This window comes from Bacillus sp. 5mfcol3.1, assembly GCF_900114335.1.
Lineage (GTDB): Bacteria > Bacillota > Bacilli > Bacillales > Bacillaceae_G > Bacillus_A > Bacillus_A thuringiensis_S.
Map to the genome: position 1 here is coordinate 177222 of NZ_FOST01000002.1, position 21637 is coordinate 198858.

Here is a 21637-nt window from a genome sequence, read left to right on the forward strand (position 1 = left end):
CGTAAATTAGAATATTGTGGATAAATATGACATGCTTAATTTTACCTGCACTTTTTGCCGAATGCTGATACAATAAAGGATGTTACTATTTAGTAGAAAGAGTGGTAAGCATGTTAGATTGGATGAAAAAGCTGTTTAACAAAGAGGAAGAACAAACAGCGATGAATAAAGAAGTACCAAAGCAAATTGAAAGTCAGCCGAAAATTCCTCGTGTAAACCACTACACTGAAGCAAGAGAAGCACAAATGGCAAGTAGGAATGCAGGTAAATGCCGTTTTCCTTTAGTACCGGATAATGGGTTCGATGAAGAGGATGAAAGCGAAGTAAATCGCTTTGAAGAACAACCTGTTCAAGGAGTAGCATATGAAGAACCGACTGCCCAAAGAGGAATAAAGGTGGAAAGAAGCAGACGACCGTATGTGGAAAAGGTAGTTTCTACATATGAAGAGCCGGAAGTGCAATATGAACCGGTGCGGGAGTCTGTCGTTAAAAAGGTATCTGCACCTTCGCAAGAGAGTAACCGTAGACCATTTCGTCCAACAGAAATGATTTCGCCAATTTATGGATATAATCGTCCTTCAGTAGAGAAAAAGGTTGAAAAGCAGGAGGAAGTAAAAGAAAGAGAAGATCTTGAAATATCTGTAGAGGGAAAAGCAGTTGTTGATGCATGGTTAGAGAAAAAAGGATATAAATTATCTGATTTCTCAGAAGGGCAAGCAACGTCTTCTGCTCCAGGTGAAGTAGTTGAACAGAAAGGCCAACAGGGCAAAAAAGAAGAAAAATCAGTTGTTGATCAATGGCTAGAGAAAAACGGTTATGAAATTGAACGCCAAGTGCCTTTAGTAGAAGAAAAAGAAGTGATTAAAGAAATGAGTACACCGCAGGAAGTTTCAGCGGATGAATTACTTCATAAAACAGTAGCTGAGCAGATGGAAAGTGCTAAGCTAGAAAAAGATGTAGTGGTGTTAAACGAAAACAATCTACAAGAAGAATTAGTAGCTTCTAAAGTAGAGCACGAGGATACAATATTATCAGAAGAAATTAAACGTAATACAGAAATAAAACAACCTACTATTGAAGTAGAAAAGCAAGCTCCAGAAGAATCAGTGATTGTCAAAGCAGAAGAAAAACTTGAAGAAACAATCATTGTGGAAATACCAGAAGAGCTAGAAGAAGTGGAAGTAATTACAGAAACAGAAGAGCTAGAAGAAGTGGAAGTAATTACAGAAACAGAAGAGCTAGAAGAAGTAGAAGTAATTGCAGAAACAGAAGAGCCAGAAGAAGTAATTGCAGAAACGGAAGAGTCAGAAGAAGTAGAAGTGATTGCAGAAACAGAAGAGCTAGAAGAAGTAGAAGTGATTGCAGAAACGGAAGAGTCAGAAGAAGTAGAAGTGATTGCAGAAACAGAAGAGCTAGAAGAAGTAGAAGTAATTGCAGAAACAGAAGAATCAGAAGAAGTGGAAGTAATCGCAGAAACAGAAGAATCAGAAGAAGTAGAAGTGATTGCAGAAACAGAAGAATCAGAAGAAGTGGAAGTAATTGCAGAAACGGAAGAGTCAGAAGAAGTAGAAGTAATTGCGGAAACAGAAGAGCTAGAAGAAGTAGAAGTAATTGCGGAAACGGAAGAGCTAGAAGAAGTGGAAGTAATTGCGGAAACGGAAGAGCTAGAAGAAGTAGAAGTAATTGCAGAAGCAGAAGAGTCAGAAGAAGTGGAAGTAATTGCGGAAACAGAAGAGCTAGAAGAAGTAGAAGTGATCGCAGAAACAAAAGCGCCTGTAGTAGAGACATTTGTAGCACTTGAGGAAATTCAGCAAGAAGATGAAGTAATTGAACAAAACAATGAATTCATACATGTAGCTGAGGCTGATGAACAGACAAAGAACGATGTTCAAAGCTTTGCGAATGTTTTAATTGCAGAAACAGAAGAAAATAAACGAGTTGAAGAAGAAGCACCGGTCGTAGAAGAGCAATCAGTTGAAGAAGAAGTGCCGGTCGTAGAAGAACAACCCGTTGTAAAAAAAGAAGAACCAAAACGTGAGAAAAAGCGTCATGTACCATTTAATGTTGTTATGTTGAAACAAGATAGAACACGATTAATGGAAAGACATGCAGCTAGAGCAAATGCAATGCAGCCTTCTGCTAATGTACGAGTAGAGAATAAGCCAGTACAACAAGAGGTAGCAGAACCACAAGTGGAAGAACAGCCAATGCAGCAGGTGGTAGTAGAATCACAAGTGGAAGAAAGCCCAGTGCAGCAAGTAGTAGCAGAACCACAAGTGGAAGAACAACCAATGCAGCAAGTAGTGGTAGAGCAAGTACAAAAGCCAATTTCAAGTACGGAAGTAAAAGAGAAGGCATATGTTGTAAATCAAAGAGAGAACGATATGCGAAATGTATTGCACACACCACCGACATATACTGTTCCACCATTAGCGTTGTTGTCAATTCCACAGCAATCAACACTAGATAATACAGAGTGGTTAGATGAGCAAAAAGAATTATTAGATACAACGTTTAATAATTTTCATGTTGGAGCACATGTTATTAATGTATCGCAAGGGCCAGCAGTAACTCGTTTTGAAGTACAACCAGACCCAGGCGTGAAAGTAAATAAAATTACAAATTTAAGTGATGATATTAAGTTAAGTTTAGCTGCGAAAGATATTCGTATTGAAGCGCCGATTCCAGGAAAGAGTGCGATTGGAATTGAAGTTCCAAATCAAGAAAGTAAGCCGGTATTTCTTCGTGAGATTTTAAGAAGTCCTGTATTCACAAAGAGTGAATCGCCACTTACTGTTGCGCTTGGACTTGATATTTCAGGTGATCCAATTGTAACGGATATTCGGAAAATGCCGCACGGACTTATTGCGGGTGCAACGGGTTCAGGTAAAAGTGTGTGTATTAACGCGATTTTAACGAGTATTTTATATAAAGCGAAACCACATGAAGTAAAGTTAATGTTAATTGATCCGAAGATGGTTGAGCTTGCGCCATACAATTCTGTTCCGCATCTTGTAGCACCTGTTATTACGGATGTAAAAGCAGCGACAGCTGCGTTAAAGTGGGCAGTTGATGAAATGGAGCGTCGTTATGAATTGTTTGCGCATGCTGGTGCTCGTGATTTAACTCGCTATAATACAATTGTAAGTGAGCGAGATATTCCAGGTGAGACATTACCTTATATCGTTATCGTTATTGATGAGTTAGCCGATTTAATGATGGTAGCACCAGGTGATGTTGAGGAAGCAATTTGTCGTATTGCGCAAAAAGCACGTGCTTGTGGTATTCATTTATTAGTTGCGACGCAGCGTCCATCTGTAGATGTTATTACAGGGTTAATTAAATCAAATATTCCAACGCGTATTGCGTTTACTGTATCATCTCAAGTTGATTCACGTACGATTATCGATATTGGGGGCGCGGAAAAATTACTTGGCCGTGGTGATATGTTATTTTTAGGGAACGGTACATCTAAGCCAGTTCGTGTACAAGGTGTATATGTATCGGATGATGAGATTGAAAAAACAGTTGATCATGTGAGAAAGCAAATGAAGCCGAATTACTTATTTAAGCAAGAGGATTTATTAGCGAAAACAGAACAGGCTGAGTCGGAAGATGAGCTGTTCTTTGATGCATGTCAATTTGTTGTAGAACAAGGGGGAGCGTCCACATCTTCTGTACAGCGAAAATTCCGTATTGGTTATAATCGTGCAGCACGTCTCATTGAAGAGATGGAATCGCAAGGGATTATTTCTGAAGCGAGAGGAACTAAGCCGAGAGATGTCCTTATTTCTGAGGATGAATTTGCTGCTATGCAGGAAACGAATGTATAGTCCACGGTTTTGCTGTATACTAATAGAAAATGTTGGATAGTAAAGTAGGGAGTAAAGCGACATGAAAGAAATTGAATTAAAATTAAAAGGTGAAATAAATCGACTAACAAATAAAACATTTAAATTTGACGAACGCGTTGGGGAAGGTTGGTTCTCCGCCGTTTACTTTTTAAAAACTAGAGAAATTATTGAAGAATTTCGCCCAAAAAGTGTTGTAACGATGCAATTTTTCCAAAAAGAAAATGCAGTTCTTTGCGGAACAGATGAAGTGATTGCATTGCTGCAAACATTCGCTGAAAATCCTGAGGAACTTGAAATTAACTCTTTAAAAGATGGCGATAAAATTAGTCCATTTGAAACAGTGTTAACAATTCATGGTCCTTATGAGAATTTCGGATTTTTAGAAGGTGTTATTGATGGGATTTTAGCTCGTCGTACATCGGTTGCAACAAACGTATATAATGTTGTCCAAGCTGCACGTAGTGTAGATAAAGAAAAACCAGTTATTTTCATGGGAGATCGTGACGATCATTATACACAACAAGCTGGTGACGGTTATGCAGCATACATCGGAGGTATGAGCGCACAAGCGACGCATGCGATGAATGAATGGTGGGGCAGAAGTGGTATGGGAACAATGCCTCACGCATTAATTCAAATGTTTAATGGTGATGTTGTAGAAGCGGCAAAAGCATATCATAAGAAATTCCCAGAAGATGAATTAGTTGTACTAATTGATTACAATAATGATGTTATTACAGATGCACTTCGTGTAGCGCGTGAGTTTGGATCAACATTAAAAGGTGTGCGTGTAGATACGTCTCGAACAATGATTGATCAATACTTTATTCGCCACCCAGAAGTACTTGGAACATTCGATCCACGTGGTGTAAACCCATCGCTCGTATTTGCACTTCGCAAGGCGCTTGATGAAGAAGGATTCCAGCATGTAGACATCGTTGTAACTGGTGGATTTGATGAAAAACGTATTCGTGAATTTGAAGCTCAAAAGGTACCTGTTGACATATACGGGGTAGGAAGTAGCTTGTTAAAAATGAATATTGGCTTTACTGGTGATAATGTAGAATTAAATGGGAAACCAGAAGCAAAAGCTGGTCGTAAATATCGTCCAAATCCACGCTTAGAGCGTGTTCAATTAGAAAAAAGAGAAGATATGTAAAAGAGAGAAAAACTGATAGGTGATTGACCCTATCAGTTTTTCTGTTATCATAGTATAGCGGCTTCTTTTTTGCTATAATGGACTTGTTATGGACATATAAAGAAGTACGTACGAGTTTATCCTGATAAGTGAAGGGAAAGAATAACTTCACTACATCAAAAATGTATGATGATTACCAAAATAAGAAAAGATTCATATACTGTCTTATAGATAGGCCGTTGTATTAGTTCGAAATGTTGGAGGTTCTTTAAGATGACAGTTTACCATTTTGTAGGAATTAAAGGAACAGGAATGAGTTCATTAGCGCAAATTCTTCATGATATGAAGCATACTGTTCAAGGGTCTGATTATGAAAAGCGTTTCTTTACACAAACAGCGTTGGAAAAGCGTAGTATCTCGATCCTTCCTTTTGATAAGAATAATGTAGAAGAAGGACAAGTGATTATTGCAGGAAATGCATTTCCTGATACGCATGAAGAAATCGTAGCAGCAAAAGAATTAAACATCCCAGTCCATCGTTACCATCACTTCTTAGGTGACCTGATGAGCCAATACACAAGTGTTGCTGTAACTGGTGCACACGGAAAAACATCAACAACAGGTTTGTTAGCCCATGTAATGCAAGGTGCACACCCGACATCTTACCTTATTGGAGATGGAACAGGGCATGGGGTAGAAAATAGTAAGTATTTTGTATTTGAAGCTTGTGAGTATCGTCGTCATTTCTTGTCTTACAATCCAGACTATGCAATTATGACGAATATTGATTTTGATCATCCAGATTATTTTGCAGACATCAATGATGTATTCAGTGCATTCCAAGAGATGGCATTGCAAGTGAAAAAAGGCATTATTGCATGTGGAGATGATGAAGAACTTCAAAAAATTCAAGCGAAAGTACCTGTTATTTTCTATGGATTTGGAGAAGATAATGATTTCCAAGCACGTAACATTCAAAAGAGAACAGATGGCACGATATTCGATGTATTCGTTCGTAATACGTACTATGACACGTTCAAAATTACAGGATACGGCAACCATAGCGTATTAAATGCATTAGCAGTAATCGCGCTTTGTCATTATGAAAACGTTGATGTAGAAGCAGTAAAACATCAATTAACAACTTTTGAAGGCGTAAAACGTCGCTTTAATGAAAAGCCGATGGGAGAGCAAGTAATCATCGATGACTACGCACACCATCCGACAGAAATTAATGCAACGATTGAAGCTGCTCGTCAAAAACATCCAGAGCGTGAAATTGTCGCTGTATTCCAGCCACATACATTCTCACGTACAGAAAAGTTCTTAGATGAGTTCGCAGAAAGCCTAAGCAAAGCTGACCAAGTATACTTATGTGATATTTTCGGATCAGCACGTGAAAACAAAGGTGAATTAACAATCGAAGATCTGCAAAAGCGTATTGACGGTGCAGAATTAATTACAGATACAACAACGGATGTATTAAAGAAACATAAAAACGGCGTTCTAATTTTCATGGGCGCAGGTGACATCCAAAAATTCGAAGCAGCTTACGTAAAAGAAGTTCAAGTTGCAGAGAAATAATAGAAAAGACGCATAGCGGTGGCTGTGCGTCTTTTTTGTTGTGTTCAACTTTTATTTATGTATTGACCTAGAGCTAACTCTAGGTTGTAAGATGAAAATGTAAAAACAAGGGGGAGAGAACATGTATAAAATCGGTGAAGTAGCAGAATTAACAGGGATGGGCATTCACACTTTGCGCTACTATGAGAAATTAGGTTTATTACCACCACCAACGCGATATAGCGGTATTCGTCAATATACAGAAGGCGATGTACGTTTATTAAAATTTTTATATTCATTAAAACAAACTGGGATGTCATTAGAAGAGATGGCTGAGTTTGCAAGTGATGGGTGCATTATAGAGGAAATTAGGCAGAAGAAAGAGGAAGTACCAGCGAAAGTAAAAAAGAGAATTTCCATTTTAACAACGCACTTGGAGCGATTAAAAGAACAGCAGGAACAATTGCAAAAAGTTGTTCAGCTAACGGAGGAGAAGTTAGAAATTTATTACGGTTTTCTAGAAGATAAGGACTTGGAGGCCGGCAATGAAAAATAAAGTATATACGCAGTTATTAGGTTTTGCGATATTTACTGGTGGGACATTTAATGCGTCGAAATATGCGGTGCAGTATTTCGACGTAATTCATATAGCAGCATGGCGTTTTGGGATTGCTGCATTTGTGATGTTATGTTTGTTAAAAATACGAAAAGATTTTGATTTGAAAGTATGGATGCAGAATAGGACCTATTATCTTTTGCTAGGTATTGTTGGTGTATTCGGCTTTAACTTCTTTTTCTTTTTAGGAATGAAATATACAGAAGCTGTTAATGGTGCACTTATTATGGCGACAAATCCTCTCGTTACGACGCTGTTAGCAAGTGTCATTTTACGAGAGAAAATTGTGAAGCGCCAAGCTATTGGAATGTTACTTGCACTAATTGGCGTTGTTTTTGTACTTACACAAGGTTCGTTTACAATACTACAACATTTATCATTTTCAAAAGGGGATTTTTATATTTTATTGGGGAATATTTGCTGGGCGTTATACGGCGTGCTAGGCAGACGGTTTATTAAAACTGGTAATCCAATACAAACGACGACATATACGATGACTATTGGTGCACTCGCCTTTATTATCATATCTTCTACACAAAAAAGTATAGTACCAGTTTTAGAAATTCCTTTGTTGGCATGGGGAGCAATTCTCTTTATGGCAATTGGAATGAGTGTGCTTGGTTACTTATGGTGGAATAATGGAATTGCTCAAATTGGTGCAGCAAGGACATCATTATTTTTTAATCTAGTGCCTGTTGTTACAATACTTATTTCTTTTATTGAAGGAGTCAATATAACATCTGCACAATCTGTAGGAATGATATTAGTTATTACGGGAGTATCGTATTCTTCTGGTTTTATACAAAGAAAATCAAAAGAAAGTGTTAATATTTAACTTTTTACACCTAAAAATGTTAGAATAATAAGAAAACTAAAAAGGGGACTAAAAAGCATGTTCACACTCCGAGTAGATGACGAAATCGAACTACAATTACTAGAAAAACATCATAAAGAGGAATTATATCAATTATTAGATCAAAACCGTAATCATTTACGGAAATGGCTCCCTTGGGTAGATGGGACAAAATCTGCTGATGCTTATGATGAAATTTTTCCGATGTGGTTAAAGAAGTTTGCAGAGGGAGACGGTTTTGAAAGTGGTATACGTTACAAAGGAAAGCTCGTTGGGATGGTAGGTATTCATCCAGTGAGCTGGGGGAAGAAAGCCGCGAGTCTTGGGTATTACCTTGCAGAAGATACTGGAGGAAAAGGCGTTATGACGCGTAGCGTGAAGGCTGTGCTTCAATATGCATTTGAGAATTTAAAATTAAATAAAATGGAAATCCGATGCGGTGTTGAAAATGTGAAAAGTCGCGCTATTCCAGAGCGTTTAGGGTTTAAGTTAGATGGTATTTTACGAGATGAAGAATGGTTATATGATCATTTCCATGATGTCGCTGTATATAGTTTATTAGCTTCAGAGTGGAAAGAAATTCGATGAACGAGAAAATTCGTATTGTTCCGTATGAAAGTACGTTTCAAGAGGAAGTAGTAGATCTTATCGTTCATATTCAGCAAAAAGAGTATAATGTTCCCATTACGAAAGAAGAGCAACCTGATTTACTTGAAATAGAAATATTCTATCAAAAGGATCACGGAAACTTTTGGGTAGCAATTTATGATGGTAAAGTAGTTGGAACAGTAGCTTTATTAGATATTGAGAATCTTCAAGTAGCGCTAAGAAAAATGTTCGTGAAGAAAGAGTTTCGCGGAAAAGAATGGGGCGCGTCACATATGTTGCTTCAAACAGCAATTTCATGGGCTGAGGATAAAAAATTGAAAGATATTTACTTAGGAACAACAGTAAAATTTTTAGCGGCACATCGTTTTTATGAAAAGAATGGTTTTCAAAGTGTGAGTATAGATCAGTTGCCGAAAAATTTTCCAGTGTTACAGGTAGATAAGAAATTTTATAGGTACATTGTGTAAAAGGTCATTTAGAAATGGCCTTTTTCTATGAACCAAAATGGAAATAGTGGTATAATTTGGATTAGGGGGTGTAGGTATGAACTTTCCAATTCAAAGAAGTAAGTCAGTAGTCATTTTTGTTTGTCTTACGTTAGCTTTTATGTGTATATATCCAATTTTCATGCTTTTCACTAATAAAGCGCATTGGATATCGGCGTTGATTGGGATGGGTTTATGCTTCATTGTAAATGTACCACTTGTTTGGGAAGTATTTATTAAAAAACATAAAGTAGAAAATGGCGTATTAAAGTACGGTGTTTTAAATGACGATATTGTATTGAAAGAGATAAGAATAATTCGTCAAGTTGGGAAATCGCTTGAAATTACGACGAATGCATATAAAGTACATATAATTGCGATGCCGCAAAATATGAATGAATTTTTGGCGCTTATTGAGAAAGAAAATCCACATGTGAAAATAGAAATGGTAGGTAAGAAATGAAATATGTAAAACCTTTGTTTTGTTTGGAAATTTTGCTTGTGTTTGCTATCTGCACTAGGGTAAATATGAAATGGAACCTGCCTTTATATGTACCAATATTAATAGGTACTATCGCAGTGGCACTTTTATATTATTTTCATTTTCAGCAAACAAAAAGTAAGAACAGTAGATCGATATAGGGTGAGGATAATAAAAAACGCTCGGATATAATTCCGAGCGTTTTTTATTATTTTAAGTTTTCTGGGTTTAAAGCTTCTAATTCAGGTACAACGAAGCGTCCGTCTTTACGGATTAGTACGTCGTCGAAGTAAATTTCACCGCCGCCGTATTCAGGGCGTTGGATGCATACTAAGTCCCAATGGATGTTTGAGTTGTTACCATTCCATGCATCGTCGTAAGCTTGTCCAGGAGTGAAGTGGAAGCTGCCATCGATTTTTTCATCGAATAGGATGTCTCCCATTGGATGTAAGATGTATGGGTTTACGCCGATTGCGAATTCACCAACGTAGCGTGCGCCTTCGTCTGTATCGAAGATTTTATTAATGCGTTCTGAATCGTTTGCAGTTGCTTCAACGATTTGGCCGTTCTCGAACTTAAGTTGTACATTTTCAAATGTATAACCGTTGTAAGGAGATGGTGTGTTGTAAGAAACTGTACCGTTAACAGAGTCACGAACTGGTGCAGAGTATACTTCACCATCTGGAATGTTTAAATGACCTGAGCATTTAATTGCTGGAATGTCTTTAATAGAGAATGTTAAGTCAGTTCCAGGACCAGTTAAACGAACTTTATCTGTTTTATTCATTAATGTAACAAGGCTATCCATCGCCTTATCCATTTTACCGTAGTCTAAGTTACATACTTCAAAGTAGAAGTCTTCGAAAGCTTCTGTACTCATTTTAGCAAGCTGTGCCATAGAAGCATTTGGGTAGCGAAGAACAACCCAGCGTGTTTTTGGAACGCGAATGTCTCTATGAACTTTTTTGCCAACTGTTTGGCCATGAACTTTCATACGCTCACTTGGAACGTCAGCTTGTTCATTAATATTATCGCCAGAGCGAAGACCGATATAAGCGTCCATGTCTTTCATTACGCTTGCTTCATATGCAGCGATTTGTTCGAAATGTTCTTCAGTAGCACCCATTAATAAAGAGCGATCTACTTGATGATCTTTTAAAGAGACGAATGGGAAACCACCAGCTGCATATGCTTCTTTTACAAGTGCAGTTACAAGTTCTTTTTGTAAGCCAAAGTTTTCAATTAATACTTTTTCACCTTTTTGTAAGCGGATAGAGTAGTTAATTAAATTGTATGCTAACTTTTCAATACGTGGATCTTTCATATGTAAAGCCTCCCTACTAATTATGTATCCTCTCCTATTGTAACCTACTTAGTGGAATTTGTTGAATGATTTATGTTACAGTTAACGAATAAGTATGAAAATTCTAATGATGAGATAGGGATTAGAATGAAACGGAAAATGATTGTATAATAGGGGAAAGTATGAAAAAGATAAAGGAAGTGATGAAATGCAAGTTCTTTTATATGTAAGTGCGGCTATTATCGCGGTTGCTTTCGCAGTATTAGTAGTGTATGTATGCAGAACGTTGTTATCGGTTCAGAAGACGTTAGAAAACGTTGCAAGCACGTTAGAAGGTTTAGAAAAACAAATGCAAGGAATTAGCGTAGAGACAGAGCAATTATTACATAAAACGAATGCGTTAGCTGATGATATTCAACAGAAGTCACAGTCATTAAATAAAGTGGTAGCGGGTGTAGATGGGATTGGAACGACAATCCAATCCTTAAATACGAAGCTTCGTAATGTATCAGACTCTGTAACGGACGAAATTGAAAATAACGCTGATAAAGTAGCGCAAGTTGTACAGTGGAGCAGTGCGGCGATTGAAGTATACAATCATTACCGTGCGTCGAGACAAGAGAAGAAGGTTGAAAAAGAAGAGCGTAAATTAGAAAGAATTGAGAAAAACGCTGAAAAGAAAGAGAAGCGCTCTAGATTTCGTATGAGAGGTGAATCGTGATGAATATGACAAAGCTTGAAACAATTGAAGAGCTTGAAGTCTTAGTAGAAAAGAATGAGCCGTATGTTCTTTTTAAACATAGTACGACATGCCCGATTAGTCACGGTGCATACACAGAATTTCAAGCGTATTGCAGTGAAGAAAGAGAAGTGCCAGCGTATTACTTATACGTACAAGATGCAAGAGATGTGTCAAATCGTGTTGCAGAACAATACAGTATTAGACATGAATCCCCGCAAGTATTATACATAAAAGATGGTATGGTAGTATGGAATACATCTCATTGGAATATTAAAAAAGATGCTTTAGAAGAGAATATAAAGTAAAAAGAAGCAAGCTAAAGGTGCTTGCTTCTTTTTTTTGTTTTTGTTGAAATATATTTAATGGTACACTATTAATAGTTCAAACTAAATAACTAGATTGTTGAAAGTAGGTTTTAAGTAATGAAGAAAATGGCATTATCCTTCGCAGTCGTAAGTTTATTACTGGGAGCTTGTAGTAACAATAGTAATACGATTAGTAAGAAGGATGAAGTTATACAAAAAGATACAAAAGAAAAAAGTATGATTCCGAGAACTGCTGTTTCTAAAGATTATTATAGAACTGTTATTCCTTTAAAAGAACAAAAGGTTATTAATACAGCTAATATAAAAACAAATTCTAAATTAGATTTAGCAGAGTATGAAAATGGTTTAATAAATATTGCAACGCAGCAATTTGATACAGAGAGCCACGTACTGCAATTAAATCAGTATATTCCAGAGAAACTAGTTGATGAACTAGTTGCGAAAGTAGAAGCGCCAGTTTTGACGAATATTATAGAACAAGACTATTTCGGAAAACAGAATTCAAATGAATTAAGTTTATCTGGTGTTATGATTGGCTTAGCTATGTCTTCAAGTGTATCGAATGAAGAAGCTATGTCTAAAGGGTCTGAAGTTGCTAAACAACTTATTGAAGCTATTAACAAAAATGATAAATATAACAAATCTCCAATTACGTTTGCTATCTTTAAGCAAGAAAGTACAAGTTCTTTAAAAAATGGTACGTATATTGCTAGTGCTACTGTTCAAAAAAATGATACGAACCTTGGAAATTGGAGTACAATTGATGAAAAGTCGTATTCATATCCTTCTGATGAATTTACACAAGCACATGGAGAAGATAATACAAAAATAACTAACTTTGCTAAGGAAATAAAAGGTTTTTCTACTGGAGATTTTATTCCAGTCAACGCAAAAGTTTCTTATAAGAAAGATCAAATGGATACATTAAATATGAATATTGTTATTAAATATAACGGTAAAACAGAATTAATGGCTCTTACCCAATTGGCTGCGCAAGGTATGTTGGACAAATTGCCTAAAGATGCGAAAGTACAATTACAGATCAAGTCCGAGAGTAAAATTGAGGCCGTTATTATAAAAGAGAAAAACAGTGATAAACCGTTTGTTTCCTTCTTGTAAAAAAGACAGTATGTAAACTGTCTTTTTTTTATTTTAAATGAAAATATACAATGTTTTTTGATGATAATTCATTGCTGTATATCGTGTGACAATCGTATATGTATCAACTATAATAAGTTATCTTAAAAAGTAATATATAGGAATTTGAAAGATGTGGCTTTTTTATGGCATCACAACAATTAGGTCGTTTACGTTCTGAAATTGATCAACTTAATTTACAAATATTAGAGTTATTAAACGAAAGAGGTCGTCTCGTACAAGAAGTTGGTACTTTAAAAGAAGTATAAGGTGTGAAACGTTTTGATCCTGTACGTGAAAGAAATATGCTGGATTTAATTGTAGAGAATAATAATGGTCCATTTGAAACTTCGACTTTACAACATATTTTCAAACAAATTTTTCAAGTTGGCTTAGAGTTACAAGAAGAGGATCATCGTAAAGCACTACTTGTGTCTTGTAAGAAAAAATAGAAGATACGATTGTTGAAATTAATGCGTGGTGGTGCTTTCAAGCCACATACTTCACCGTATGATTTTCAAGGTCTTGGATTAGCAGGATTACAAATTTTACGCCAAGTAGCAGATAAATATGATTTGGCTGTTATTAGTGAAATTTTAAATCCAAATGATATTGAGATGTCATTAGATTACGTTGATGTTATTCAAATTGGCACTCACAATATGCAAAACTTTGATTTGCTAAGGGCAGCTGGTGCTGTAAATAAACCAGTATTATTAAAACGTGGTCTATCAGCAACGATTGAAGAATTCATTAATGCGGCAGAATATATTATGGCAAAGGGAAATGGGAACATTATTTTATGTGAACGAGGTATTCGCACGTATGAAAGAGTGACGCGTAAGACGCTTGATATTTCCGCTGTACCGATTTTAAAGAAAGAAACACATTACCTGTTGTTGTCGATGTAACGCATTCTACAGGGCGACGTGACCTTCTCTTATCAACTGCAAAAGCAGCGATGGCAATTGGTGCAGACGCAATTATGGCTGAAGTACATCCAAATCCCGCTGTAGCTTTATCAGATGAGGCGCAGCAAATGAATATTCCGCAGTTCAATGATTTTATGAATGAATTAAAATCATTTGGAAGTAAATTATAAAAACTTTTAATGAGCTGTTCCAATAAGGTGTTTTGGGGCATCTGTATAGAGACTGTCATTGTCGATTTTTGTTGGTAAGTTGATATATTTAAAAAATCGCTGATATAATTAGAGTTGTGGTAGATATATTTGGAAAATCGCTGATATATTTCGAGTTACGGTTCATATATTCGAAAAATCGTCGATATAAATTTTATTTACTATCGTACCGCTTAAAATAAGATTTCTACTTAGGAAACATCTATTTTTTTACAAAAAATGCTCTTTTTTCATAAAAAATACGAAAATACGAGAAAAGAAGCGAATTTTTTCGAAACTTTTGCGGGAAAATATTGTATGAGCCTGCGTTTTTATCGTATCATTAGTAAAAGGAAGAACTCGGGACGATTGGTGGCATCTGCAAATAGAGTTGATGTCTTTTTTTCATTCAAGTAACCGATACATAAAAATAGATAACAAAAATAGAAGGAGTGTGCGATGAGATGAACGTAACAATCTATGATGTAGCGCGCGAAGCGAACGTTTCAATGGCTACCGTATCACGCGTTGTGAACGGTAACCCAAATGTAAAGCCTACAACAAGAAAGAAAGTATTAGAAGCAATTGATCGTTTAGGGTACCGACCAAATGCGGTAGCACGTGGACTAGCAAGTAAGAAGACAACTACAGTAGGTGTTATTATTCCTGATATCTCAAATACGTTTTATGCAGAACTTGCACGTGGAATTGAAGATATCGCAACAATGTACAAATATAACATCATTTTAAGTAACTCTGACCAAAACAAAGAGAAAGAGTTCCATTTATTAAATACGATGCTTGGAAAGCAAGTGGACGGAATTGTTTTCATGGGTGAAGATATTACAGACATTCACATTGAAGAATTTAAAAAATCTCCAGTACCAATTGTATTAGCAGCGTCATTCGATGAGCAAAATGAAACGCCATCAGTAAATATTGATTATACACAAGCAGCTTACGATGCAATGAAGCACTTTATTGAGCAAGGACATAAGCGTATCGGTTTCGTCTCTGGTCCATTCATTGATAAAGCGGGAAGCGCGAAGAAGTTACAAGGTTATAAAAAAGCTTTAGAAGAAGAAGGTATTTCATATGATGAAAATCTTGTAATCGATGGAGATTACACATATGACTCAGGTATCGAAGCATTCGAAAAGCTTTGGAGCAATGATGAAAAGCCAACAGCAATCTTCGTATCTTCTGATGAAATGGCACTAGGTGTAATCCATGCAGCACAAGACGCTGGATTAAACGTACCAACTGATGTAGAAGTACTTGGTTTCGATAATACACGCCTTGCATTAATGGTTCGTCCGCAACTTTCAACAGTTGTACAACCGATGTATGATATCGGTGCAGTAGCAATGCGTCTATTAACAAAGTATATGAACAAAGAAAAAGTGGAAGATCACACTGTTATCTTACCTCACCGTATCCAATTTAGAGATTCAACGAAGTAAGTATAAAAAAGCTCACAGCGATTGCTGTGAGCTTTTATTCATATTCAGGATAATATTTTTCAATTACTGTATCTACATTTTCATTTTTCTTAACGTGTAAAAATCTTGCGTACAATTCTTTTCCAGTTTCAAATGGCGTATCGTCTAATTCAAACACATGTAACACTTTTCGGAACGTCCATGTGATTTGCTCATCATACATATTATCGTATGTGTGCTCCGATTGTATAGCTATCTTTTCACCTAGTTCATGAGCTTCTTCTAAACTGTTTGCCTTAACAAGAATAATACTTTCTTCAAAAAGTGTATCGTGATTCTCTTCATAATCCTCATCAATTTTCGTAGGATCAGGCTCACCAGTATGAACAGACTCAAACAATAATTTTACAGCGTACACATTATGCTGCATGTTTCACTTTATAAATAATACTTGCGACAAGCGAAGCAGGTATTGTAAATACGTTACTTTGATAATGGTAATGTACTTGGGATTCTTCATAAGACATGTTGTCATATAGTTCGTTTTGTGAGACATTCATTTTTTTCTGTTTTTCTTTGAGCATTTTAATGTAGTTGTACTGTATTGGGACGAGAATGATGAAATAAGCTAATACGATTAGTGAAATCCAAATCATTATGAACACTCCCTTACAAAGAATATTTGTATATGGTAATTATATCAATTTATATGAAAAATATCCATATTTTCCTAGTGGTCAATTTCTTTTCCAAAATGCAAAAAGTTTTCAGCGCTTCGTAAATTATGTTCAAGGCATGTTTGGGCAGTGCGTTTTAAAACTTTGTATTAACTGTTCAAATTTAGAAGGGTCATATTGTTTCACATGGCCAGTAATAATGGTTTCATCTTTGCCTAAGTCAATTGTAATTTAATCGAATCACTCTACTTGTTTAAAATATCCTACAATATCATCTTCCAATTGAAATTCTCCCTAGTTTATAGCTTATTTAGAAGATTTCTCTATAAATTGTATGATTCCTTGTTATATGTCACATAAGTGCAAATTTACCTATTATAGGGCAATGTCATGTATAATAGAAAGAAAAGGCTTGTGAGGGGGGAGAAGAGATGATCGTTCTTTGGATAATTACGCTTTGTATGACTGCTATTTTTGCATATATGACGTTAAAACAAAATGGCTTAAAGCGATTTGTTCCAGGAAGTATTCTTGCAGGAATTGCCCTTATCACGTATGTAATTTCTATTTTTATTGAAAGTGTATCAGTAGATATGAGCACAAGTTTAATGTTTATTGGTATTACACTATTTGCAGGTAGCATTATGGTACTTATGGTTGCTGGTATTATTTTATTTATTCATATGAATTCGGAAACGTTATAGCATATAGAAAAGGCATGTCCCGAGGGACATGCCTTTTTATCCGTTCAATTATGCTCTATCTTTAGAAGAGTTTTGCTGTTTTAGTAAGTCGCGAATTTCGCCAAGAAGTTCTTCTTCTTTTGTTGGTTCTGGAAGTTCTTCCTCTTTTTCTTCTTCTCTTTTAGATGTTAGTTTGTTGAAAACTTTAACAAACATAAAGATAGCAGCTGCAATAATTAAGAAATCAAAAATAGTTTGGATGAAGTTACCATACATAATAGATGATTTACCGAATGTAATTTTTAAATCTGTAAAGTCAACGCCACCTAATACCATACCAAGTAATGGTGTGATGATATCTTTTACTAAAGAACTAACGATTTTACCGAATGCAGCACCGATTACAACCCCGACAGCTAAATCGATTACATTACCTTTGAATGCGAATTTTTTAAACTCGTTCCACATGTGTTAATCCCATCCTTTCCACGATTCATTATGAAATTTATAATTCCTATCAACATATTCTATAGAAATTTACGAGAGAAATAAAGAGGAAATGGGAATGAAAGTAAATTCTGAAAAATGTATCCGTTTTAATTTTTGTTTACATCATCTAGTAAAGATTGTAGCATTTGCTGCGTTTTTAATCCTTCTAATCCATCTACAACAGGCTTTGTATCTCCGTGTACACATTCAATAAAATGATGAACAGCATCTTCAAAACCACGTTGTTTTAACGTTGTATCCCATGATGGGGAACCGCTTTGTGAAACTGAGTTTTCCTGTTCAATTTCAAATGTGTTCATATTTTTTACGCGAATGATTTTCCCTGGCGTTACAAGTTCAATTTGTTCTAAATTTGTACCGGCATGGCGATGCATTGCAGTAGAAAGTAACAGTCCACTTGGAGTTGTATATGTATGATGTCCGTAAAGAAGTTCATTCTTTTCATTGATTTGCATCATATTGTGAACGACGTTAAGGTCATTATTAGCTAACCAGCGAGCTGTATCTACAATGTGTAAATAATCATCTAACATAGTGAAATCGTACGTATATGGCCCGACTTTATTTGTGCGATGCTTTTCAATTCGAATCCATGAAATATCATTAGCCTGTTCTTTGGCAGCGACATACATAGGAACGAATCTGCGATTAAATCCGACCATTAATTTTCGGTTATATTTCTCGCTCAACTCGACTAGTTGCTCAGCTTGTTCCACTGTAGCTGCTAGCGGCTTATCAACATAAACGTCGATCCCTTTTTTCAGAAGTTCAGAAACGATTTCATAATGTGATGCAGTTGAACTATGCACGAAGATTGCATCGCATTCCGAAGCTAACATTTCAATAGAATGAAAGTCTTGAATCCGGTATTGCTGGCAAACTTGTTTTCTTTTCTCCTCGTTAGGTGTAAACGCCCCTACAAAGTTCCAATCTGTTTCTTTTGTAAGTGTTGGAAGATAGGCCTTTTGCGCAATACTTCCAAGTCCAATCATCCCAATTTTAGGTTTGTTCATTTTTAATCCCACCCTATTAATATTAATGTAACGGCTTAAATGTAGCATAGGGTGGGGGAGGAAGGCAAAAATTAGCTTTTTACTTACGGCCTTCTAACAAAATCTTCTCTATCTCTTCAAAGTGATAAGTGCGAGCATGCTCTAGCGGGGTAACACCATCATTGTCTGGAATATTTACATCTGCACCGTGCTCAATAAGAAGGCGAATGACTTGTTGCTGTGTTTCGTTTCCGTTACTTAGTACGATGGCTTCCATTAAAGCTGTCCATCCCAGGTTATTTACATGATTTACATCAATATTTGTTCGAGTGAGGAGTTCTTTTATAACGTCAATATAGCCCTGTTCTGAGGCTGGGATAAGAGCTGTTCCGCCGTAACGATTTGTAATCGTAGGATCTGCACCAGCATCAATTGTTAATTTTAAAATGTCTAAGTAACCTTCCGCACCGGCGTATAGAAAGGGATTATTTTTCATGTCATCTTGGATATTTACGTCAGCACCAGCTTCGATAAGTGCCTTTGTGGTTTTTACATCATTTTTGTATGTAGCAATCATAAGCGGAGTGCGTCCTTGACTATCCGTCGCATTTATATTTGCGCCTTGTTTTAGTAAAGATATAACAGTATTCGTTTCGTTTTTTTCAGTAGCTGCTAGTAGTGCAGTCTCCATGTTTATCATCTCCTTTTTTACTTCTTGTTCTTGCGAGCATCCTTGTAAAAAAATTACGCAACATATCATACTGAATGTTTTTTTGAACATGGAATTTCAACCTCCTAATTTCAACTGTAAAATAGGAACATTAAATTTTTATAAACTGACGCTAAAATTACTATAAAATCGCTTGAGTATTTGAACATATATTTTTATGCTTATGAATATGAAGGATGGGTAAAGTGAGGATGTAAATGATGTCTATTAAAACAAGGTTTTTATTTTCTTATATTGCTGTAATTCTCGTTTCTATTACGCTCATATTAGTCGCGGGATTTTTAATTGTTTTTTCGATAACAGGTGACTTGGAAGCAGTGAAAAATTTCTATAAAAGTTCTTACATTCAAAAGCCGCTTACACCAGAAGAAGAGAATGCCTATCTTGAATTAAAATTAGCGGCAAAGCAACATCAATCTCAATTATTAGATGAATCGTTCGTTTCATCAATTGAAAAAGAAGGCGTGAAAATAATTGTAAGAAAGGGAGAAAACATTTCTTATGCTACAAAGGGTTTTGAAAGTTCGACTTTAACAGAAGCCCTTCCGAAATTTGAAGCAGCAAATATTAATAGTCGTGGTACAACGGAACTAGGTGATACATTTTATCGATATGTAAAATTTGATTTTTATTTTGCAGAGAAAGAAGAAGGGAGTATATTTGTACTAAAAAAGCAAAGTTCATTTGTAGACCTTACACAAAAATTATTTCCAATCTTATTCGTATCGCTTTTACTATTAGCTATTTTACTTATTGGATTATTAAGTTATCTCGTTTCAAGAAGTGTAATAAAACCAATTTTTGTATTGAAAGGCGCAACAGAGAAAATTAAAGAAGGAAATTTAGATTTTCAAATGCCAGTTACATCGCACGATGAAATAGGTCAATTAAATCAAGGATTTGAGGAAATGAGGAAGAAGTTAAAAGAATCGATTGAAGTACAAACGCAGTATGAAGAAAATCGAAAAGAACTTATTTCAAACATATCGCATGATTTAAAAACACCGATTACATCTATTATCGGATATGTAGAGGGAATAAAGGACGGGGTAGCAAATACGCCAGAAAAAATGGATAAGTATTTAACGACAATTCACACGAAGGCAAAACATATGGACACACTCATTGATGAACTCTTTTTGTTTTCAAAGCTCGATTTGAATCGAGTTCCATTCCAATTTGAGACAGTTGAATTAAATACGTTTATGCAAGAATTAATAGAAGAGATGCAGATGGATTTAAGTGAAGAAGGTATAGAAGTTAACTTACAATTACATTCATCGCCATTATATGTAACGGCTGATTGCGAAAAGATAAATAGAGTTATATCAAATTTAATTCATAATAGTGTGAAGTACATGGATAAAGAAGAGAAGAAAATTACTGTAACAGTATCGAGTGATAACAATAAAGTTATTGTGAAAGTGATGGACAATGGATCAGGTATAGAATCTGATACGCTACCGTATATCTTTGAACGTTTTTATCGTGCAGAACAATCGCGAAATTCTAGCACAGGTGGAAGTGGACTTGGTTTAGCAATAGCGAAGCAAATTGTTGAAGAACATGGCGGGGAAATTTGGGCGGAAAGCGAGCTTGGTAAAGGCACAAGCATTTTCTTCTCATTGGAAAAAGTAGAGGAATGTGGTGAGTAAATTGAAAAGAATTTTACTAATAGAAGATGAAGTAAGTATTGCAGAATTACAGCGAGATTATTTAGAAATTAATGATTTCCAAGTTGATGTAGAGCATTCAGGAGAAACAGGTTTACAAATAGCCCTGCAAGAAGAATATGATTTAATTATTTTAGATATTATGCTCCCGAAAATGAACGGATTCGAAATTTGTAAACAAATACGTGCTGTAAAAGATATTCCGATTCTACTTGTTTCAGCAAAAAAAGAAGATATAGATAAAATTCGCGGACTCGGATTAGGAGCGGATGATTATATAACGAAACCGTTTAGTCCAAGCGAATTAGTTGCAAGAGTAAAAGCACATATTGCCCGTTATGAAAGATTATCAGGAAATGTAAGTAAGCAACGTGATACGTTATATATTCACGGAATTTCTATCGATCAACGATCGAGGAAAGTTTTTATAAACAATGAAGAAGTGGCATTTACAACGAAGGAATTTGATTTATTAACATTCTTTGTAACACATCCAAACCAAGTATTAAATAAAGAACAGTTATTTGAACGCATTTGGGGATTAGATTCCGCTGGTGATTTAGCCACTGTTGTCGTCCACATTAGAAAGCTACGTGAAAAAATTGAAAGAGATCCTGCCCACCCGCAATATATTGAAACAGTATGGGGAGCTGGTTATCGTTTTAATGTGTAGGGAACCTGCCGAGTAATTGGCAGGTTTTTT

At 35.8% G+C, this 21637-nt stretch carries 24 protein-coding genes and 1 pseudogene; 19 read left to right on the forward strand and 6 right to left on the reverse strand.

Features of this window, described 5'->3' with window-relative positions; translation table 11 throughout:
- Window positions 1-110: 110 nt before the first annotated feature.
- The 9 genes from BM089_RS10105 (at window position 111) to BM089_RS31495 (ending at window position 9760) form a co-directional block, all read left to right on the forward strand.
- Window positions 111-3833 (forward strand): DNA translocase FtsK, encoded by a 3723-nt coding sequence (locus tag BM089_RS10105; protein WP_090976870.1) that lies wholly within the window; start codon window positions 111-113, stop codon window positions 3831-3833.
- Window positions 3834-3894: 61 nt separating this feature from the next.
- Complete coding sequence (locus BM089_RS10110; protein WP_090976871.1) at window positions 3895-5013, forward strand: nicotinate phosphoribosyltransferase; 1119 nt, start codon at window positions 3895-3897, stop codon at window positions 5011-5013.
- Window positions 5014-5265: 252 nt separating this feature from the next.
- Window positions 5266-6576: a UDP-N-acetylmuramate--L-alanine ligase gene (gene murC, locus BM089_RS10115; protein WP_000219468.1), complete on the forward strand. Its 1311-nt coding sequence runs from the start codon at window positions 5266-5268 to the stop codon at window positions 6574-6576.
- Between the two features lie 121 nt (window positions 6577-6697).
- Complete coding sequence (locus tag BM089_RS10120) at window positions 6698-7111, forward strand: MerR family transcriptional regulator (protein ID WP_000276604.1); 414 nt, start codon at window positions 6698-6700, stop codon at window positions 7109-7111.
- On the forward strand, window positions 7101-8006 hold the full coding sequence (locus tag BM089_RS10125; RefSeq protein ID WP_000792469.1) for a DMT family transporter: 906 nt from the start codon (window positions 7101-7103) through the stop codon (window positions 8004-8006). The genes BM089_RS10120 and BM089_RS10125 overlap by 11 nt, the downstream gene beginning before the upstream one ends.
- Before the next feature lie 57 nt (window positions 8007-8063).
- Entirely contained in the window at window positions 8064-8612 is a 549-nt protein-coding gene (locus BM089_RS10130) for a GNAT family N-acetyltransferase (RefSeq protein WP_075718453.1), read from the forward strand.
- Complete coding sequence (locus BM089_RS10135; protein WP_090976873.1) at window positions 8609-9100, forward strand: GNAT family N-acetyltransferase; 492 nt, start codon at window positions 8609-8611, stop codon at window positions 9098-9100. Before BM089_RS10130 ends, BM089_RS10135 begins: the two co-directional genes overlap by 4 nt.
- Window positions 9101-9176: 76 nt before the next feature.
- Window positions 9177-9581, forward strand: coding sequence for a PH domain-containing protein (locus BM089_RS10140; RefSeq protein WP_090976875.1), 405 nt, complete (start codon window positions 9177-9179; stop codon window positions 9579-9581).
- Window positions 9578-9760: a hypothetical protein gene (locus BM089_RS31495; protein ID WP_090976877.1), complete on the forward strand. Its 183-nt coding sequence runs from the start codon at window positions 9578-9580 to the stop codon at window positions 9758-9760. The genes BM089_RS10140 and BM089_RS31495 overlap by 4 nt, the downstream gene beginning before the upstream one ends.
- Window positions 9761-9807: 47 nt before the next feature.
- Here BM089_RS31495 and BM089_RS10150 read toward each other — a convergent pair whose 3' ends face one another.
- The gene (locus tag BM089_RS10150; RefSeq protein WP_000654729.1) at window positions 9808-10923 is read right to left on the reverse strand and encodes an aminopeptidase; all 1116 of its coding nucleotides are present in this window, start codon (window positions 10921-10923) and stop codon (window positions 9808-9810) included.
- A gap of 187 nt (window positions 10924-11110) precedes the next feature.
- Between BM089_RS10150 and BM089_RS10155 the strand changes: the two genes are divergently transcribed.
- The 7 genes and pseudogenes from BM089_RS10155 (at window position 11111) to ccpA (ending at window position 15690) form a co-directional block, all read left to right on the forward strand.
- Window positions 11111-11623, forward strand: coding sequence for a DUF948 domain-containing protein (locus tag BM089_RS10155; RefSeq protein WP_001197721.1), 513 nt, complete (start codon window positions 11111-11113; stop codon window positions 11621-11623).
- Window positions 11623-11949 carry a bacillithiol system redox-active protein YtxJ gene (ytxJ, locus tag BM089_RS10160; protein ID WP_001057469.1) on the forward strand — a complete coding sequence of 109 codons (327 nt, stop codon included), beginning with the start codon at window positions 11623-11625 and terminating at the stop codon, window positions 11947-11949. Before BM089_RS10155 ends, ytxJ begins: the two co-directional genes overlap by 1 nt.
- Window positions 11950-12066: 117 nt before the next feature.
- On the forward strand, window positions 12067-13089 hold the full coding sequence (locus tag BM089_RS10165; RefSeq protein WP_000738029.1) for a CamS family sex pheromone protein: 1023 nt from the start codon (window positions 12067-12069) through the stop codon (window positions 13087-13089).
- Window positions 13090-13253: 164 nt separating this feature from the next.
- A complete protein-coding gene (locus BM089_RS31890) occupies window positions 13254-13376 on the forward strand; it encodes a chorismate mutase (RefSeq protein ID WP_000168213.1) in 123 nt (40 codons plus the stop codon).
- A 3-nt stretch (window positions 13377-13379) separates the two neighbouring features.
- Entirely contained in the window at window positions 13380-13559 is a 180-nt protein-coding gene (locus BM089_RS31895; protein WP_000819174.1) for a chorismate mutase, read from the forward strand.
- A gap of 21 nt (window positions 13560-13580) precedes the next feature.
- Window positions 13581-14209 (forward strand): annotated as a pseudogene (locus BM089_RS10180) (bifunctional 3-deoxy-7-phosphoheptulonate synthase/chorismate mutase).
- A gap of 482 nt (window positions 14210-14691) precedes the next feature.
- Complete coding sequence (gene ccpA, locus BM089_RS10190) at window positions 14692-15690, forward strand: catabolite control protein A (protein WP_001103303.1); 999 nt, start codon at window positions 14692-14694, stop codon at window positions 15688-15690.
- Window positions 15691-15724: 34 nt separating this feature from the next.
- Here ccpA and BM089_RS10195 read toward each other — a convergent pair whose 3' ends face one another.
- Together BM089_RS10195 and BM089_RS10200 are read right to left on the reverse strand one after the other, a co-directional pair.
- Window positions 15725-16087 carry a DUF4288 domain-containing protein gene (locus tag BM089_RS10195; RefSeq protein ID WP_139213282.1) on the reverse strand — a complete coding sequence of 121 codons (363 nt, stop codon included), beginning with the start codon at window positions 16085-16087 and terminating at the stop codon, window positions 15725-15727.
- A 1-nt stretch (window position 16088) separates the two neighbouring features.
- Window positions 16089-16325: a DUF3949 domain-containing protein gene (locus BM089_RS10200; protein ID WP_000637899.1), complete on the reverse strand. Its 237-nt coding sequence runs from the start codon at window positions 16323-16325 to the stop codon at window positions 16089-16091.
- A gap of 452 nt (window positions 16326-16777) precedes the next feature.
- On the opposite strand from BM089_RS10200, the gene BM089_RS10210 reads away from it, so the two are divergent.
- The gene (locus BM089_RS10210; RefSeq protein ID WP_000636589.1) at window positions 16778-17050 is read left to right on the forward strand and encodes a DUF3917 domain-containing protein; all 273 of its coding nucleotides are present in this window, start codon (window positions 16778-16780) and stop codon (window positions 17048-17050) included.
- A 48-nt stretch (window positions 17051-17098) separates the two neighbouring features.
- Here BM089_RS10210 and mscL read toward each other — a convergent pair whose 3' ends face one another.
- From mscL to BM089_RS10225, 3 genes are all read right to left on the reverse strand, one after another.
- A complete protein-coding gene (gene mscL, locus BM089_RS10215) occupies window positions 17099-17497 on the reverse strand; it encodes a large-conductance mechanosensitive channel protein MscL (protein ID WP_000267003.1) in 399 nt (132 codons plus the stop codon).
- Window positions 17498-17625: 128 nt separating this feature from the next.
- A complete protein-coding gene (locus BM089_RS10220; RefSeq protein WP_090976882.1) occupies window positions 17626-18552 on the reverse strand; it encodes a Gfo/Idh/MocA family protein in 927 nt (308 codons plus the stop codon).
- 79 nt (window positions 18553-18631) lie between these two features.
- The gene (locus BM089_RS10225; protein ID WP_016512237.1) at window positions 18632-19312 is read right to left on the reverse strand and encodes an ankyrin repeat domain-containing protein; all 681 of its coding nucleotides are present in this window, start codon (window positions 19310-19312) and stop codon (window positions 18632-18634) included.
- Between the two features lie 149 nt (window positions 19313-19461).
- On the opposite strand from BM089_RS10225, the gene BM089_RS10230 reads away from it, so the two are divergent.
- Together BM089_RS10230 and BM089_RS10235 are read left to right on the forward strand one after the other, a co-directional pair.
- Complete coding sequence (locus BM089_RS10230) at window positions 19462-20916, forward strand: HAMP domain-containing sensor histidine kinase (RefSeq protein WP_000023857.1); 1455 nt, start codon at window positions 19462-19464, stop codon at window positions 20914-20916.
- Window position 20917: 1 nt separating this feature from the next.
- The gene (locus tag BM089_RS10235) at window positions 20918-21607 is read left to right on the forward strand and encodes a response regulator transcription factor (RefSeq protein ID WP_090977622.1); all 690 of its coding nucleotides are present in this window, start codon (window positions 20918-20920) and stop codon (window positions 21605-21607) included.
- The last annotated feature ends 30 nt before the right edge of the window (window positions 21608-21637 follow it).